The 14565-nt window shown below is 70.4% G+C and carries 17 protein-coding genes; 7 read left to right on the top strand and 10 right to left on the bottom strand.

What is annotated here, in order from left to right:
• Positions 1 to 79: 79 nt before the first annotated feature.
• Genes CLM62_RS46280 through dhaK form a run of 3 tightly spaced genes read right to left on the bottom strand, consistent with a single transcriptional unit; the run spans position 80 to position 2121 of the window.
• Entirely contained in the window at positions 80 to 490 is a 411-nt protein-coding gene (locus tag CLM62_RS46280; protein WP_095755916.1) for a PTS-dependent dihydroxyacetone kinase phosphotransferase subunit DhaM, read from the bottom strand.
• The gene (gene dhaL / locus CLM62_RS46275; RefSeq protein WP_095755915.1) at positions 483 to 1082 is read right to left on the bottom strand and encodes a dihydroxyacetone kinase subunit DhaL; all 600 of its coding nucleotides are present in this window, start codon (positions 1080 to 1082) and stop codon (positions 483 to 485) included. Before dhaL ends, CLM62_RS46280 begins: the two co-directional genes overlap by 8 nt.
• Before the next feature lie 46 nt (positions 1083 to 1128).
• Entirely contained in the window at positions 1129 to 2121 is a 993-nt protein-coding gene (gene dhaK / locus CLM62_RS46270) for a dihydroxyacetone kinase subunit DhaK (RefSeq protein ID WP_095755914.1), read from the bottom strand.
• A gap of 192 nt (positions 2122 to 2313) precedes the next feature.
• Between dhaK and CLM62_RS50560 the strand changes: the two genes are divergently transcribed.
• Positions 2314 to 2460, top strand: coding sequence for a hypothetical protein (locus tag CLM62_RS50560; RefSeq protein WP_179382506.1), 147 nt, complete (start codon positions 2314 to 2316; stop codon positions 2458 to 2460).
• 115 nt (positions 2461 to 2575) lie between these two features.
• Positions 2576 to 3490, top strand: coding sequence for an RNA polymerase sigma factor SigJ (gene sigJ / locus CLM62_RS46265; RefSeq protein WP_095755913.1), 915 nt, complete (start codon positions 2576 to 2578; stop codon positions 3488 to 3490).
• Between the two features lie 80 nt (positions 3491 to 3570).
• Here sigJ and CLM62_RS46260 read toward each other — a convergent pair whose 3' ends face one another.
• Both CLM62_RS46260 and CLM62_RS52855 read right to left on the bottom strand, forming a co-directional pair.
• Positions 3571 to 4311, bottom strand: a complete 741-nt coding sequence (locus CLM62_RS46260; protein WP_095755912.1) for an SDR family oxidoreductase — start codon at positions 4309 to 4311, stop codon at positions 3571 to 3573.
• Positions 4312 to 4631: 320 nt separating this feature from the next.
• Positions 4632 to 5036 (bottom strand): LysR substrate-binding domain-containing protein, encoded by a 405-nt coding sequence (locus CLM62_RS52855; protein WP_095755911.1) that lies wholly within the window; start codon positions 5034 to 5036, stop codon positions 4632 to 4634.
• Here CLM62_RS52855 and CLM62_RS46250 point away from each other — a divergent pair.
• Genes CLM62_RS46250 through CLM62_RS46240 form a run of 3 tightly spaced genes read left to right on the top strand, consistent with a single transcriptional unit; the run spans position 5035 to position 8899 of the window.
• Positions 5035 to 6768, top strand: coding sequence for a glycoside hydrolase family 15 protein (locus CLM62_RS46250; protein ID WP_095755910.1), 1734 nt, complete (start codon positions 5035 to 5037; stop codon positions 6766 to 6768). The two genes, CLM62_RS52855 and CLM62_RS46250, sit on opposite strands and share 2 nt — an antisense overlap.
• Positions 6769 to 6797: 29 nt before the next feature.
• Positions 6798 to 8459, top strand: a complete 1662-nt coding sequence (gene ctaD, locus CLM62_RS46245) for a cytochrome c oxidase subunit I (RefSeq protein WP_095755909.1) — start codon at positions 6798 to 6800, stop codon at positions 8457 to 8459.
• On the top strand, positions 8459 to 8899 hold the full coding sequence (locus CLM62_RS46240; RefSeq protein WP_095755908.1) for a cytochrome c oxidase subunit 4: 441 nt from the start codon (positions 8459 to 8461) through the stop codon (positions 8897 to 8899). Before ctaD ends, CLM62_RS46240 begins: the two co-directional genes overlap by 1 nt.
• Here the strand turns inward: CLM62_RS46240 and CLM62_RS46235 are convergent.
• The 4 genes from CLM62_RS46235 to CLM62_RS46220 are packed head-to-tail and all read right to left on the bottom strand — an operon-like array spanning position 8845 to position 11603.
• Positions 8845 to 10353 (bottom strand): ubiquinol-cytochrome c reductase cytochrome b subunit, encoded by a 1509-nt coding sequence (locus CLM62_RS46235; protein WP_095755907.1) that lies wholly within the window; start codon positions 10351 to 10353, stop codon positions 8845 to 8847. The genes CLM62_RS46240 and CLM62_RS46235 overlap by 55 nt on opposite strands.
• Before the next feature lie 36 nt (positions 10354 to 10389).
• Positions 10390 to 10743: a hypothetical protein gene (locus CLM62_RS46230; protein WP_095755906.1), complete on the bottom strand. Its 354-nt coding sequence runs from the start codon at positions 10741 to 10743 to the stop codon at positions 10390 to 10392.
• Between the two features lie 58 nt (positions 10744 to 10801).
• Positions 10802 to 11167, bottom strand: a complete 366-nt coding sequence (locus CLM62_RS46225) for a DUF6479 family protein (protein WP_095755905.1) — start codon at positions 11165 to 11167, stop codon at positions 10802 to 10804.
• A gap of 37 nt (positions 11168 to 11204) precedes the next feature.
• A complete protein-coding gene (locus tag CLM62_RS46220) occupies positions 11205 to 11603 on the bottom strand; it encodes a ChaB family protein (RefSeq protein WP_095755904.1) in 399 nt (132 codons plus the stop codon).
• Positions 11604 to 11738: 135 nt separating this feature from the next.
• Between CLM62_RS46220 and CLM62_RS46215 the strand changes: the two genes are divergently transcribed.
• Positions 11739 to 12113 carry a four-helix bundle copper-binding protein gene (locus CLM62_RS46215; protein ID WP_095755903.1) on the top strand — a complete coding sequence of 125 codons (375 nt, stop codon included), beginning with the start codon at positions 11739 to 11741 and terminating at the stop codon, positions 12111 to 12113.
• 106 nt (positions 12114 to 12219) lie between these two features.
• Positions 12220 to 13431, top strand: coding sequence for an acyl-CoA dehydrogenase family protein (locus tag CLM62_RS46210; RefSeq protein WP_095755902.1), 1212 nt, complete (start codon positions 12220 to 12222; stop codon positions 13429 to 13431).
• A 124-nt stretch (positions 13432 to 13555) separates the two neighbouring features.
• Here CLM62_RS46210 and CLM62_RS46205 read toward each other — a convergent pair whose 3' ends face one another.
• The gene (locus tag CLM62_RS46205) at positions 13556 to 14323 is read right to left on the bottom strand and encodes a hypothetical protein (protein ID WP_095755901.1); all 768 of its coding nucleotides are present in this window, start codon (positions 14321 to 14323) and stop codon (positions 13556 to 13558) included.
• Positions 14324 to 14565 lie beyond the last annotated feature (242 nt).

Below are 14565 nucleotides of genomic sequence, written 5' to 3'. Positions count from 1 at the left end.
GGTACGGGTGTGCCGTACGCCTGCCGTCCTTGTCCTCCGTGTCACACCTTCCAGTACGGGTGTGCCGTACGCCCGCGCGTCACATCTTCCGGTACGTGTACGCCTCCGCGGCCGCCGTCTCCACCGCCGTGAGGTCGGCTCCCGTCGCCGCCGTGACGACCGCGGCCACCGCGCCCTCGACGAACGGGGCGTCCACCAGGCGTGTGTTGCCCGGGAGTTCGTCGCCCTCCGCGAGCAGCGCCTTGACGGTGAGCACCGCGCTGCCGAGGTCGGTGAGCACGGCGACTCCCGCACCCCGGTCCACGGAGGCGGCCGCGGCGGCGATCAGTTCCGCGCTCGTACCGAGCCCGCCACCCTCGGTGCCGCCCGCCGGGGCGACGGGCACCTCGGTACCGCCGCCCGCGAGCCCTTTCGCCAGTTCGGCCACGGACGCGGCGACCTCCGCGCTGTGCGACACCAGTACGATCCCGACCAGCTTCCCGTCACTCACCTGCCGCCTCCGCGAGCGCCGCGATCAGGAGGGCGGCCGAGGTGGCACCCGGATCCTGGTGTCCGATGCTGCGCTCCCCGAGATAACTCGCCCGGCCCTTGCGGGCCTGCAACGGCGTGGTCGCCAGCGCGCCTTCCTCCGCGGCGGCCCGGGCCGCGGTGAAACCGTCGCCGAGCGCCTCGACGGCCGGTACGAGGGCGTCGATCATCGTCTTGTCGCCGGGCGCGGCACCGCCGAGCGTCATGACCGCGTCCACCCCCGCGCGCAGCGCCTCGGCCAACTGCTCCTCGCCGACCTCGTCGGCGTCCCCGAGCGCCTTGCCCGTGCGGCGCAGCAACGTCCCGTACAGCGGCCCCGACGCACCGCCGACCGTCGAGATGAGCTGTCGCCCGGCGAGCGTGAGGACCGTGCCGGGGGTGTCGGGCGCCTCCTTCTCCAGCGTCGCGGTCACCGCGGTGAACCCGCGCTGCAGATTGCTGCCGTGATCGGCGTCCCCGATGGGCGAGTCGAGGGCGGTGAGGCGTTCCGCCTCGCGGTCGACGGACGCGGCGGTCGCCGCCATCCAACGGCGGAAGAAGTCGGCGTCGAGCACTGGATCTCCTTGCGTGGTCGGTACGTTGTGATCGCTGCCCGCCCGTTCACATTCCCCAACGCAATCCCGGCGTCTTCACCGGCGCGTCCCACAGGCGCAGTAGCTCCTCGTCGATCTGGCACAGGGTGACCGAGGCGCCGGCCATGTCGAGCGAGGTGACGTAGTTGCCGACGAGGGTGCGGGCGACGGCGACACCGCGCTCGGCGAGCACTCGCTGCACCTCGGCGTTGAAGCCGTACAGCTCCAACAGGGGTGTGCCGCCCATGCCGTTGACCAGGACGAGGACGGGATTGCGCGGGGTCATGTCGTCCAGGATCGCGCCGACCGCGAAGTCGGCGATCTCCCGCGAGGTCATCATCGCCCGGCGTTCCCGGCCGGGCTCGCCGTGGATGCCGATGCCCAACTCCAGCTCGCCGGGCGGCAGATCGAAGGTGGGGCTGCCCTTGGCCGGGGTGGTGCACGCGCTGAGCGCGACGCCGAAGCTGCGCGCGTTCTCATTCACCTGCCGGGCCACCGCCTGCACCTGCTCCAGCGGCTGCCCCTCCTCGGCCGCGGCTCCCGCGATCTTCTCCACGAACAGCGTCGCGCCCGTGCCGCGCCGCCCGGCCGTGTAGAGGCTGTCGGTGACCGCCACGTCGTCGTCGACCAGCACCTTGGCGACCTGGACGCCCTCGTCCTCGGCGAGTTCGGCCGCCATGTCGAAGTTGAGCACGTCACCCGTGTAGTTCTTCACGATGAACAGCACACCGGCCCCGCTGTCCACGGCGGCCGCCGCCCGCACCATCTGGTCGGGCACGGGTGACGTGAACACCTCGCCGGGGCAGGCCGCCGAGAGCATCCCGGGCCCCACGAACCCCCCGTGCAGCGGCTCGTGCCCCGAGCCGCCACCGGAGATCAGGCCGACCTTCCCGGCGACGGGAGCGTCCCGCCGTACGATCACGCGGTTCTCCACGTCGACGGTCAACTCGGGATGAGCGGCCGCCAGACCACGCAGCGCGTCCGCGACGACGGTCTCGGGAACGTTGATCAGCATCTTCATGGGTACCTCCTGGTAAGACTGGCCGGTGAGCCTGACGTGCGGATCGTTTGGTTCTGGACGCCTGCTCTCGGAAGTATCGATGCTGACCGGGCGTGGGTCACGTGTGCGGACGCCGACGGGCGTGTGCGGGTCGCGCGGGTCCTCGCCGGCGGATCACGGCGAGGAGTCGTCCTGCGTTCCCGCCCCGGGGCCATGTTCGGCGAGTTGATCATCTGCATCGTCGGAGTGGCGCTGTGCTTCGGAGGGATCGTCGCGACGCTGCTGTCCATGAGCCGTGCTCGTCGCGACAGCGCCGGCTCTCGGCAGGACAGCGGGCAGGAACCGGTCGGCGAACAGTGACTTGATGCCGGTTATCCCGGCGCGGCCGCCGTAGGATCCAGCGAGCGGGCCGTCCTCGCGCCGGGAGGTACGCCTGTCCGGGGCACGGCGGTCGACCTGCGGAGGCATCGGCATCATGGACGAGCGACAGCCGCTCACCGACGACTCGCTGAACGAAGCGGCAGACGCGTTCCAGCGGCTGCGTCCACGGCTGTTCGGTATCGCCTACCGCATCCTGGGCAGCGTGTCCGAGGCCGAGGACGTGGTGCAGGACGTGTGGGTGCGATGGCAGGGCGCCGACCGGAGCGCGGTGCTGGATCCCGGGGCGTTCCTGGCGAAGATCACCACACGTCTGGCGATCAACGTCGCTCAGTCGGCGCGGGTTCGCCGTGAGGCGTACGTGGGGCCGTGGCTGCCGGAGCCCGTGGACACCAGTGTGGATCCGCAGGTCGGCGCGGAGCGCGGCGAGGCGCTGGAGCTGGCCGTGCTGCTGGTCCTCGAGAAGCTGAATCCCGTGGAGCGGGCGGCGTACGTGCTGCGGGAGGCGTTCGACTATCCGTACGACGACATCGCGGGCATGCTCCGGCTGAGCCAGGCCAATACGCGGCAGATCGTCAGCCGGGCCCGCAAACGGCTGTCCGCCGAGCGCCGTGATCCCGTCGACACGGCGCAGCACCGGCGGCTGCTCGAAGCCTTCGTCGCGGCGGCGCAGCACGGTGACGTCGCCGCGCTCGAGAACGTGCTCTCGGCCGACGTCGTCGCCTACGCGGACGGGAACGGCATGCGCGGCGTGGCACGGCTGGAGGTCGTGGGGGCCGAGCGCGTGGCCAGGATCAGCGCCTTCGCCAAGAAGTACTTCCCCGGGGCCGAGTACCGCGTGGGCGAGGCCAACGGCCGGCCCAGCCTGCTGCTCGTCAAGGACGGGGTCACGGTTGCCTTGGTGAGCGTCACCGTGGGACCGGACGGTATAGACGGGCTCTACTGGGTTCTGGCGCCCGACAAGCTGAGGGCGTACGAGCGGTCGGCACGCAGGCTCGCCGGCCGCTCGTAGCACTGGTAGCACTGGTAGCACTGGTAGCACTGGTAGCGCTGGTAGCACCTGTGGCGCTCCTGGCGCAGGAACGCCACCTGTCAGTTCTGCTTCAGCCAGTCCTCGTAGCGGGTGGAAGCGATGTGCGCGGTGTCGTCGCCGACGAGAACCCCGTCGGGCATGCCTGCGAACAGGCCGGCGGCCTCGTCGGTGACGACGGTGCGGCCGTCCGGCTTCGCCGCCAGGGTGATCTCACCGAGTCGGTCGAGCCCGTGGACCTCGGGACCCGCGATGTTGCGCACACCGTACGACGGTTCCCCCTGAGCCGCCTCGGCGACGGCGGCGGCGACATCGGCGGAGGCGATCGGCCGCAGCCGCGTGGAAGGCAGGCGCACCTTGGCACCTTGGGTGGACATGTCCATCACCGGAGCGATGAACTCGAAGAACTGGGTGGCACGCACGATGCTGTAGGGGACGCCGCCGCCGCGCACAGCTTCCTCCTGGGCGACCTTGGCCCGGTAGTAACCGTAGTCGGGTACCTGGTCGACGCCGACGATGGAGAGCGTGACGTGATGGCGGACCCCTGTCTCCCTCTCGGCCTCGATCAGATGCCGCGCCGAGCGGGTGAAGAAGTCCAGCGCCGCCTCGGTCTCGAAGGACGGGGAGTTCGACACGTCCACGACCACGTCCGCGCCCTCGAGAGTCTCTGCCAGGCCCTGGCCGGTGAGGGTGTCGACGCCCGTCGAGGGAGCGGCCGCCACGACCTCGTGACCACTGTCGCGCACCAGCGCGACCACCTGCGAGCCGATGAGCCCTGTACCGCCGACGACCACGATCTTCATCACTGTCTCCGTTCGCTGATTCGCTTCCCGACGGATACCGGCGATGCCCCGCCGGCCCCGGTGCGTCGAGGCGCACATCTACGAGACAGGGCAGCAGCCAGGTCTGTGACAGCCGCGGTCGACACCTCCTGAGTCACACCCGCCACAAGCACCGGCGATTCGGCCAACCTCAGCCGCGCTGGAAGCCCTACAGCACTGCCACCACGCGCTCGACGCCCGAGATTCAGGGGCCTCCGCATAGTCCGGAATCGAGAGCACTGGGCGTCGGCGGCGGGCGGCGGCACGGAGTACGCGTTACTGAAGGTCAGGAGGGCGCGGGTCTACCAAGTGCGGGCCGTGCGCCGCAGGGTGTCGCGTACGCGGATGACGTCGGGGTTGGCGTCGGCGCCCGGGCGTTGGACGAGGCAGAGGGTGTTGAGCGGGGGCTCGGCCGGGTCGTGCAGCAGGACCAGTCGGCCGGTGGCGAGGTGGTCCTCGCACAGGGAGCGCGGCAGCACGCTGTAGCCGGCGCCGGCGGTGACCGCGGAGACGACGGTGTACAGGTTGGGCACGGTGAGCGCGGCGCGGTCGGTGAGCTCGGCCGCGCCGCCGTGCCGGGCGCCGACCGTCTCCGTACCCCCACAGGACCCAGGCCCATCGTCCGCAATCTCTGGGTACTCGTACGTCCTGAGGCCCGTCACCGCGGCCGGCACGCCGGGTGGGCCGGACAGGAGGTCGGCATCCATGCGCACAGCCTTCCCGCCCCACGCGCTGCACGACTACGCGTTGCTGGCCGACGGGGAGCGCGGCGCGCTGATCGGGCCGGACGGGGCGATCGGCTGGCTCTGCTCGCCCACCTGGCACGACGCGGCGGTCTTCGCCGCCCTCGTCGGCGGCGCGGGTGTCTACGCCGTCACCCCGGAAGGCCGCCACGTCTTCGGCGGCTACTACGAAGAGGGCACGATGATCTGGCGCAGCCGCTGGGTCACCGACGACGGCATCGTGGAGTGCCGGGAGGCACTCGCCTACCCCGGCGACCCCGGCCGCCTCGTCCTGCTGCGGCAGCTGAGGGCCGTGGACGGGCCCGCCCGGTTCTCCGTCGTCCTCGACCCGCACGGGGGATACGGCGGCGATCCGATCGACTCCCTCCGGCGCGGCGACGACGGCGTGTGGGAGCTGCGTACCGGCGATCACCGCCTCCGCTGGCAGGGCGCCCCGCACGCCGTCGCCGGCGAACAGGGCCTGCGGGCCGACATCGCGCTCAAGCCTGGCGAGCGGCACGATCTGGTCCTGGAGTGCGCCGTCTCCGAGCTGCCCGCCGACCTCCCGCGGGCCGAACGGACCTGGGCCGCCACCGAGGCCGCCTGGCGGCAGGCCGTGCCCGCGCTGGAGGACACCGTCGCCGTGGGGGGCGCACGCCGGGCCTACGCCGTGCTGCGCGGGCTGACCACGCGCGGCGGGGGCATGGTCGCGTCCGCCACCACCAGCCTGCCCGAGCGCGCCGAGGAAGGCCGCAACTACGACTACCGGTACGTGTGGATCCGCGACCAGAGCCTCGCCGGGCAGGCCGCGGCCGCCGCCGGCGCGTACGACCTCCTGGACGCCGCCGTCCGCTTCGTCGCCGCACGGCTGCACGCGGACGGACCCCGACTGGCCCCCGCCTACACCGTGCACGGCAGCCCCGTCCCCGACCAGCGCGACCTCGAACTGCCCGGCTACCCGGGCGGCTTCGACCGCGTGGGCAACCGGGTGAGCGAACAGTTCCAGCTCGACTGCTTCGGCGAGGCCCTGCTGCTGTTCGCCGCCGCCGCACGCCTCGACCGGCTCGACGACCACGACTGGCAGGCGGTCGACCTCGCCGTGCGCGCGATCGGCGAACGGTGGCGGGAACCGGACGCCGGCATCTGGGAGTTGAGCGCCCGGCTGTGGACCCACAGCAGGCTCATCTGCGTCGCCGGCCTGCGGGCCGTGGCCGACGCGGTGCCCCGCCACCCGGTCGCGGTGACCTGCACCCGCCTGGCCGACATGATCCTCGGCGCCACCGCGCGCAGCAGCGTGCACCCCGACGGACACTGGCAGCGCACCCCCGACGACCCGGCGGTGGACGCAGCCTTGCTGCTGCCAGCCGTACGCGGCGCGCTGTCCGCCAGTGACGTACGCACCGGCGCCACCCTCGCCACCTGCCGCCGCGAACTGGCGCAGGACTACTTCATCTACCGCTTCCGCCACGACGACCGCCCGCTGGAGGACGCCGAGGGCGCCTTCCTGCTGTGCGGATTCGTGATGGCGCTCGCCGAACACCAGCAGGGCCGGAATATGGAGGCGTACCGCTGGTTCGAGCGCAACCGGGGTGCCTGCGGCGGAGCGGGCCTGTACGCGGAGGAGTTCGATGTCGCCCAGCGCCAACTGCGCGGCAATCTCCCGCAGGCCTTCGTCCACGCCCTGCTGCTGGAGTCGGCCGTCCGCCTCGGTGAGTGACCCCTTCGTGCCCGGGTACCCGCCCACGCATGGCGGTGGACGACAGGACGCACCGGCCGCGTCAGGCGCCGCCGCGGCCGCGTACGAGCAGGAGACTGGGGCGGGCCCTGCTGCGCTGGGCGACGACCACCGACCACAAGGTCATCGGCAACCTCTACATGGCCACCGCCTTCTCCTTCTTCCTCTTCGGCGGCATCCTCGCCCTGCTGATGCGAGCCGAACTCGCCCGGCCGGGGCTGCAGTTGTTCAGTCCCCACCAGTACAACCAGCTGTTCACCGTCCACGGCACCGTCATGATGCTGCTGTTCGCCACCCCGCTGTTCGCGGGCTTCGCCAACGCGGTCATGCCGTTGCAGATCGGCGCCCCGGACGTCGCGTTCCCGAGACTCAACGCGCTGTCGTACTGGCTGTACCTGTTCGGCGGCCTGATGGTGGTCTCCGGCTTCCTCGTGCCCGGGGGAGCGGCCGGCTTCGGCTGGTTCGCCTACGCCCCGCTCAACAGCGCGGTCCGCAGCCCCGGCGCGGGCGGTGACCTGTGGGTGATGGGCCTGGTGGTGACCGGCGTCAGCACCACGCTCGGCGCGGTCAACTTCATCACCACGATCCTGTGCCTGCGCGCCCCCGGCATGACCATGTTCCGGATGCCGATCTTCACCTGGAACGTGCTGTTCACCTCGATCCTCGTGCTGCCCGCGTTCCCCGTGCTGACCGCCGCCCTGCTCGCCCTGGAGGCGGACCGGAAGTTCGGCGCGCACATCTACGACGCGGCGAGCGGAGGACCGCTGCTGTGGCAGCACCTGTTCTGGTTCTTCGGGCACCCCGAGGTCTACATCGTCGCCCTGCCGTTCTTCGGCATCGTCTCCGAGATCATCCCGGTGTTCAGCCGCAAACCGATCTTCGGTTACGTCAGTCTCGTCGGCGCCACCATCGCCATCACGATGTTGTCCGCGGTGGTGTGGGCCCACCACATGTTCGCCACCGGTGCCGTCCTGCTGCCGTTCTTCTCCCTGATGTCCTTCCTCATCGCCGTGCCGACCGGGGTGAAGTTCTTCAACTGGATCGGCACGATGGTGAAGGGATCGCTGTCCTTCGAGACACCCATGCTGTGGGCGTGCGGCTTCCTTGTCACGTTCCTGCTCGGCGGCATGAGCGGCGTCCTGATCGCCTCCCCGCCGCTGGACTTCCACCTCACCGACTCGTACTTCATCGTCGCCCACCTGCACTACGTGCTGTTCGGCACGGTGGTGTTCGCGATGTTCGCCGGCTTCTACTTCTGGTGGCCGAAGTTCACCGGCAAGACGCTCGACGAACGCCTCGGGAAGATCCACTTCTGGACGCTGTTCACCGGCTTCCAGACCACCTTCCTCGTCCAGCACTGGCTCGGCGAGGAGGGCATGCCCCGCCGCTACGCCGACTACCTGGCCGCGGACGGCTTCACGCTCCTCAACACGATCAGCAGCACCGGCGCGTTCCTGCTCGGCCTGTCCACGCTGCCGTTCCTCTACAACGTGTGGCACACCACCCACTACGGCCGGCAAGTCGACACCGACGACCCCTGGGGCTACGGCCGCTCCCTGGAGTGGGCCACCACCTGCCCGCCCCCGCGCCACAACTTCACGGCGCTGCCCCGGATCCGATCCGAGTCACCGGCGTTCGACCTGCACCACCCGGACGTACCGAAGGAGACGTGATGCGCACCGAGGCCCGCCTGTTCACCGGCGTGGCGACCTTCTTCGTGGTCACCGCCCTCGGCTACGGCTGGCGCTCGCGGGAGCCCGCCGGCACGGCGGTCCTGACCCTCGCCTTCCTGATGGCCGCGCTTGTCGCCTTCTTCCTGCACGTCCAGTACCGCCGGCGCGGCAAGCGGGCCCAGGACCGGAAGGACGCCGAAGTCGTCGACACCGCAGGCCCGTTGGACTTCTTCTCACCACACAGCCCCTGGCCGATCACCACCGCGCTGGGCTCCGTCCTCCTCGCCCTCGGCGTGGTCTACGGCCTGTGGCTCGCCCTCCTCGGTCTGGGCGTCCTCGGGCACGGGGTGTTCGGCATGGTCTTCCAGTACGCGGGACGCGACGGTCAGGGCTCCAACTCGCCCTCGCGGGGCGGTGGTTCGTCCACCCCATCGTCGTAGGAGTGGCCGTAGGACCTGAGCACGTACCGCCGTTCCTCGTCGAGCGGCTCATGGCTCTCGACGTATCCGCCCGCGATCGTCTGCCGCACCTCGCCGGTCTCCTCGCCCTCGGCCAGCCGCTCACGGTCGGCCTCCTGGAGCGCGTGGCACACGGCCCTGGTCACCAGGAGGGCGAGCGGCGGCAGCACCACGAGGGCGATCCGGAACACCCAGGTCAGCGTGTTCAGCGAGACCTTGAAGGTGTGCGCGAGGATGTCGTTGCCGCCCGCAGCGAGCAGGACTCCGTAGAAGCAGACGGCGGCGACGCCGAGGCCCGTGCGCACGGGCCTGTCGCGCGGTCGGTCGCAGAGGTGGTGCTCCTCGTCGTTCTCGGCGGCCCCGGTGAACCGCCGCTCCAGGAACGGGTACGCGTACAGCACCGCGAAGAGCGCGAGGGGGAGCACCACGGCGGGCAGCAGCACGTTCCACATCACCGTGTGCCCGGCGACGGCCGTCTCCCAGGGCGGCACCAGTCTGAGCGAGCCCTCCAGGAAGCCGACGTACCAGTCCGGTTGGGAACCCGTCGACACGACGTCCGAGCGGTAGGGGCCGTACGCCCAGACCGGGTTGATCTGCGCCACACCCGCGAGCAGCGTCAGCACACCGAAGACGATGAGGAACAGGCCGCTCGAACTCGCCACGAACTGAGGGAACATGGGCTTGCCGACGGCGTTGCGGTTGGTGCGGCCGCGACCGGCCCAGTGCGTGTGCTTCAGGTGGAAGACCAGGATCAGATGGACGGTCACGAGGGCGAGGAGCAGGCCGGGGATCAGCAGGATGTGCAGGGAGTACAGCCGGGGGATCATGTCGTGCCCGGGGAACTCGGCGCCGAACGCGAACATGCTGATGTACGTCCCCACCACCGGGATCGACAGCATGATGCCCTGCGCGATCCTCAGGCCCGTGCCGGAGAGCAGGTCGTCCGGCAGGGAGTAGCCGGCGAAGCCCTCGGCGAGCGCCAGCAGGAACAGCGTCACGCCGATCATCCAGTTGACCTCACGGGGGCGGCGGAACGCGCCCGTGAAGAAGACCCGCAGCAGGTGTACGCCGATCGCCGCGAGGAACACCAGCGCTGCCCAATGGTGGAGTTGGCGGATCAGCAGACCGCCGCGTATGTCGAAGCTGATGTGCAGCGTCGAGCGGTAGGCCTCCGACATGCGTACGCCGTCCAGCGGCCGGTGGGAGCCGTCGTAGACGACCTGCGTCATGGACGGGTGGAAGAACAGCGTCAGCCACACGCCCGTCAGCAGCAGGACGACGAAACTGTAGAGGGCGATCTCGCCCAGCAGGAACGACCAGTGGTCGGGAAAGGCCTTCCGTAGCAGGCCGCCGCCCTCACTGACGGGCAGCCGTCCGTCCGTCCAGTCGGCGGCGCGCTTCCCCGCGTCACGGGCCCTTCTCTTCCTCGACAGCACGGCCGACGGGTGCCCGAGCGGCCGTGCCGGAAACCGTTACGTACGATCACCCTTCGGCTTGCCCCGCTGGTCGGGCGTACCGTGCGGGGGCGGGCTGGAGGGCTGCGGCGAGGTCGCGGGGGACACCGGGGAGCCGGTGCGGCCCTCGGCCTGCTGCTCGGGGCGCAGGGCGCCCGGGTCGCCGGACGTCGGCTCGGCGCCCGCCTCCAGCTGCTCCAGGCGTGCCGTCAGCAGCTCGGTCACCGGGAGCCGGTCGGCGTGCGTCCGCTCGTACGCCAGCAGCTCCTCGACCTCCTCCGTGTTCAGTGACCGGATGCGGCTCTCCAGGCCGCCGATCGGCAGGTGGTCGTAATCGGGCAGCGGCAGGGTGTCGCGACCGGGGTCGGCCATGGATCTCACTTCCTCTGTGCGCTCTTCGCTCTGGGCGACGGCTCCGTCGCGAGGTGTTTCAGCGGGCGCCCGGCCCGCCGCTGCCGAACGAACCGCTGCTGCCCTCGTTCCAGCGGGGCCGTTCCTTCGACGGACTGGTCCGGGTCGGGACGTTGCCGTGGCCGGGCAGCTCGTGCGGGGTCAGACGGTGATCGCTGCGCGGCACGTCGTGGGGTTCCCGGTTCTCCCGCACCTCGCGGACCGGACCACCGTCCGGCGGCCGCGGCTGCTCCTCGGGGGATGGCGGTGGCAGCTCCCGGCGCTTGACCCGGACGCCCAGCCAGAAGGCGCCGATCAGCACCGCCACGACCACCACCCCCGCCACGATCAGGCCGACGCCGAGGGCGCCCCGGCCTGCGGCGATGTCCATCCATGCGGTATTCATGGCACGCGAGTACCCGTGGCTGTGCCGGTGAACCGACTCAGCGCGCCGCCCGCGTCTTCGATCGGTTGGCCTTGCGGATCGAGTCGAGCAGCTCCGCCTTGCTCATCCGCGACCGGCCGTCGATACCCAGGCGCTTCGCGACGTCGTACAGATGCTCCTTCGAGGCGCTCTCGTCGACGCCCTCGCCACTGCGCCCGCCGCGGCCCCGGGGCCGGGCCGACTGCGGGTCCGAGGGGCCCTTGCGCCCGCCTTCCTTGCGCTCCCAGTGGTCGCCGACCTTCTCGTACTTGTGCTTCAGCGCGCCGTAAGCCACCCGGTGGGCGCGCTCGCCCTCGCCGTACTGCTCCACCGCCGAGTCGTGCGCCTTGATCCAGGTGCGCTGGGCGTCCTTGGCGGAGCGCTCCAGGGTCGACGGCAGCTCCTGTCGTCCGGGCACGGGTCCACCTCCGTCGGTCGTGGTCCGCCGTGGTGTGCGAACGCTCCCCGGGTGCCCGGCGCGGGCTGTGGAAAACGGGCGGAAAGCCTGGGGAGCACCTGGTTTGGCACGTTCGCCTACGGCTACCCGAGCGGTGTGACATCGACGACATCCCAGCAGGAGCTCTTCCGGTTCCTGGAGGACCGTTTCGCTTGCGCGCAGGCGTGCACCGAGTGCGCGCGGGCGTGTGCCCTGCGCGCCAGTCTGGTGGATCCGGACGGGACCGAGGAGCAGGAACTCGTACGACGCAAGGGGATCATGTGCGCGGAGGTCTGCGACGCGACCTGCCGCGTGTTGTCCGAGCAGAACCACCTCGACGAGGCGGCCATCCGCGTGCAACTGGAGTGGTGCCGGTCGGTGTGCCTGGAGTGCGCCCACGTCTTCGACCGGCAACCGGATGCCGAGGAGAGCGCGAAGGCGTGCCGTGCGTGCGCCCAGGCCTGCACGGACTTCATGGCGACGCTCGCCTGAGTCCCTTGCGCGTCGCGGGGGCGCTTACGCATGCCCATTCCCAATTTCTGAAACACGTTCTACGGTGTGCGCCGTCAGGACCGGCCTTGGGGAGCCTGGAGGCGCCGTGCATCTCGACCACACGCCCGAGCAGCAGCGGCTGCGTACCGAACTGCGCGCCTACTTCGCCGACCTGGTGCCGGACAACGCCCACGCACTCCCCCATAGCCCTAAAGGCATGGGAGGTGCCCCCATCACCGACCGGGCCGCCCAGAAACGCTTCTACCGCGACACCATCCGCAGGCTCGGCACGGACGGCTGGCTCGGCGTCGGCTGGCCGAAGGAGTACGGCGGCCGGGGCCTGACGGCCATGGAGCAGTTCATCTTCTTCGACGAGGCCGCCCAGGCCGGCGTCCCCCTGCCGCTGATGGCCCTGAACACCGTGGGCCCGACGATCATGCAGTACGGCACGGAGGAGCAGAAGGCCTACTTCCTGCCGAGGATCCTCTCCGGCGAGATCGATTTCGCCATCGGCTACAGCGAGCCCGACGCCGGCACCGATCTGGCCTCCCTGAAGACGCGCGCGGTGCGGGACGGCGACGAGTACGTCGTCAACGGCCAGAAGATCTGGACCACCAACGGCGACACGGCCGACTGGGTCTGGCTGGCCGTCCGCACGAACCCGGACGCCCCGCCGCACAAGGGCATCACCATGCTGCTGATGCCGACCACCGACCCCGGCTACTCCTGCACCCTCATCAACACCCTCGCCTCGCACGACACCACGGCCAGCTACTACGAGAACGTGCGCGTCCCGGTCTCCCGGCGGGTCGGCGAGGAGAACCAGGGCTGGCGGCTGATCACCAACCAGCTCAACCACGAACGCGTCACCCTCGCCGCCCACGGCACCACGGCGATCCGCGCCCTGCACGACGTGCAGCGCTGGGCCATGGAGACAAAACTCGCCGACGGCCGCCGAGTCGTCGACCTCCCCTGGGTGCGCCGCCTGCTCGCCCGCACCCACGCCCGCCTGGACGCGTTGAAGCTCCTCAACTGGCGGATGGTGGGCGCCGTCCAGGACGGCACCCTCACCCCGCAGGACGCCTCCGCGGTCAAGGTGTACGGCTCCGAAGCCCGGCGGGACGCCTACGCCTGGCTGATGGAGATCGTCGGAGCCGCGGCCCCGCTGAAGGAGGGCTCGGCGGGCGCGGTGCTCCACGGCGAGCTGGAACGGGGCTACCGCTCGGCGGTGATCTTCACCTTCGGCGGCGGCAACAACGAGATCCAGCGGGAGATCATCTCGTGGATCGGGCTGGGGATGCCGCGGGTACGGCGTTAAGGCACTGTGACGAGGATTTTTAGTTGGCATAAAAGCGGGATAGTTGGCACTGAACGGAGCGCTTGGCCTGACGCGCGATGGGCTTGGCTTGTTGGCGTCCTAGACCCGCTGACCTGCTAATTCCTCAGGGCCAGCGCAACTGGGTCGTGCGGCGAGTACGGGTCTCTTCCGCGACGATCGCGCGTACGGAGACGCACAGAAGCTGATTCTGGTCGCAGGCTGCCGCGAGTTGCGTGGCGTAGAGGCTGAGGCGTTGGCGCAGGCGGAATCGTTCGCCGCGGCCGACGTCGGCTTCGTGGAGCGCGCTGGTGCGGGAGGTGAGCAGTCGGGCGTCTCCTCTGCCGCGCTCCTTCCTGACGATGGGGCATTGCGGGGCTTCGGCCCGTGTGACGTCGCTCCAGGCGATGATCGAGGCGATGCGGGGATCTGCCGTGGCACGCATGCGCGCGAGTCCAGGCAGCTCTTCGAAGAGGCGGGACCAGTGGGTGTCGCCCATGCTCCAACGTGCCATTCTGCGGCGTCGGTTGGCATAGTTGGTCCGATGGGCCGAGACGACGAGTCGCTCGGCGACTTGATCGACGGCTCGGGTGAAGGCTGGCCCCAGTCGGTTCTCGGTGAGTCGGCGGCCCAGTGCGTTGAGCGTGTATCTCCCCACGCCGTTGCCGACGTCCAACGCTTCCGCGCACTCCGGCCACGTGAGCCCTGTGACCAGTTCGGCGAGGCGGAGCGACGCTCCGCGGCGGAGAAGACGGTCGTCGCGGTACGTGGCATCGGGGAGTTGCGTTCTGAGGTCGGTGAAGTGGTGCGAGAACCAGTCGAGAGGAAGGTACGGCGGGACTTCATCGACGGTGAACCGGTAGGAGCACGGGGAGTCGCGGAGTCTGCCGTGCACGCGGAAACCAGGTGCACGAGTGGACGTGGCCACTGCGAGATTCGGGGAGATGCCGCCGTCGTTGAGTAGACGCTTCGTATATGTCTTCGAGCGCCGCGAGCAGGGCCCAGGACGGCGGCCGGGGCGAGGACGGCCCAGGGGGCGCGTTCGGCATACGGCTGGTTCTCGGCATCGTTGCGGGACATCAAGAGATGAGTCCCGCAATGACCGTCAGCCGAATGGCGATACCGAGGCCACTGCGC

Source organism: Streptomyces sp. SA15, assembly GCF_002291145.1.
Lineage (GTDB): Bacteria > Actinomycetota > Actinomycetes > Streptomycetales > Streptomycetaceae > Streptomyces.
The sequence above is the reverse complement of the archived record's forward strand: the minus strand, read 5'-3'. Positions and strand labels throughout refer to the sequence as shown.

Bases quoted from the DNA above. Each gene is read 5' to 3' on its own strand.
- CLM62_RS46230 (WP_095755906.1), bottom strand. From the start codon at position 10,743: ATGGCCGACCCCGGTCGCGACACCCTGCCGCTGCCCGATTACGACCAC.
- ctaD (WP_095755909.1), top strand. From the start codon at position 6,798: ATGGCGGTGGACGACAGGACGCACCGGCCGCGTCAGGCGCCGCCGCGG.
- dhaK (WP_095755914.1), bottom strand. From the start codon at position 2,121: ATGAAGATGCTGATCAACGTTCCCGAGACCGTCGTCGCGGACGCGCTG.
- CLM62_RS46240 (WP_095755908.1), top strand. From the start codon at position 8,459: ATGCGCACCGAGGCCCGCCTGTTCACCGGCGTGGCGACCTTCTTCGTG.
- CLM62_RS46250 (WP_095755910.1), top strand. From the start codon at position 5,035: ATGCGCACAGCCTTCCCGCCCCACGCGCTGCACGACTACGCGTTGCTG.
- CLM62_RS46225 (WP_095755905.1), bottom strand. From the start codon at position 11,167: ATGAATACCGCATGGATGGACATCGCCGCAGGCCGGGGCGCCCTCGGC.
- sigJ (WP_095755913.1), top strand. From the start codon at position 2,576: ATGGACGAGCGACAGCCGCTCACCGACGACTCGCTGAACGAAGCGGCA.
- CLM62_RS46260 (WP_095755912.1), bottom strand. From the start codon at position 4,311: ATGAAGATCGTGGTCGTCGGCGGTACAGGGCTCATCGGCTCGCAGGTG.
- CLM62_RS50560 (WP_179382506.1), top strand. From the start codon at position 2,314: ATGTTCGGCGAGTTGATCATCTGCATCGTCGGAGTGGCGCTGTGCTTC.
- CLM62_RS52855 (WP_095755911.1), bottom strand. From the start codon at position 5,036: ATGGATGCCGACCTCCTGTCCGGCCCACCCGGCGTGCCGGCCGCGGTG.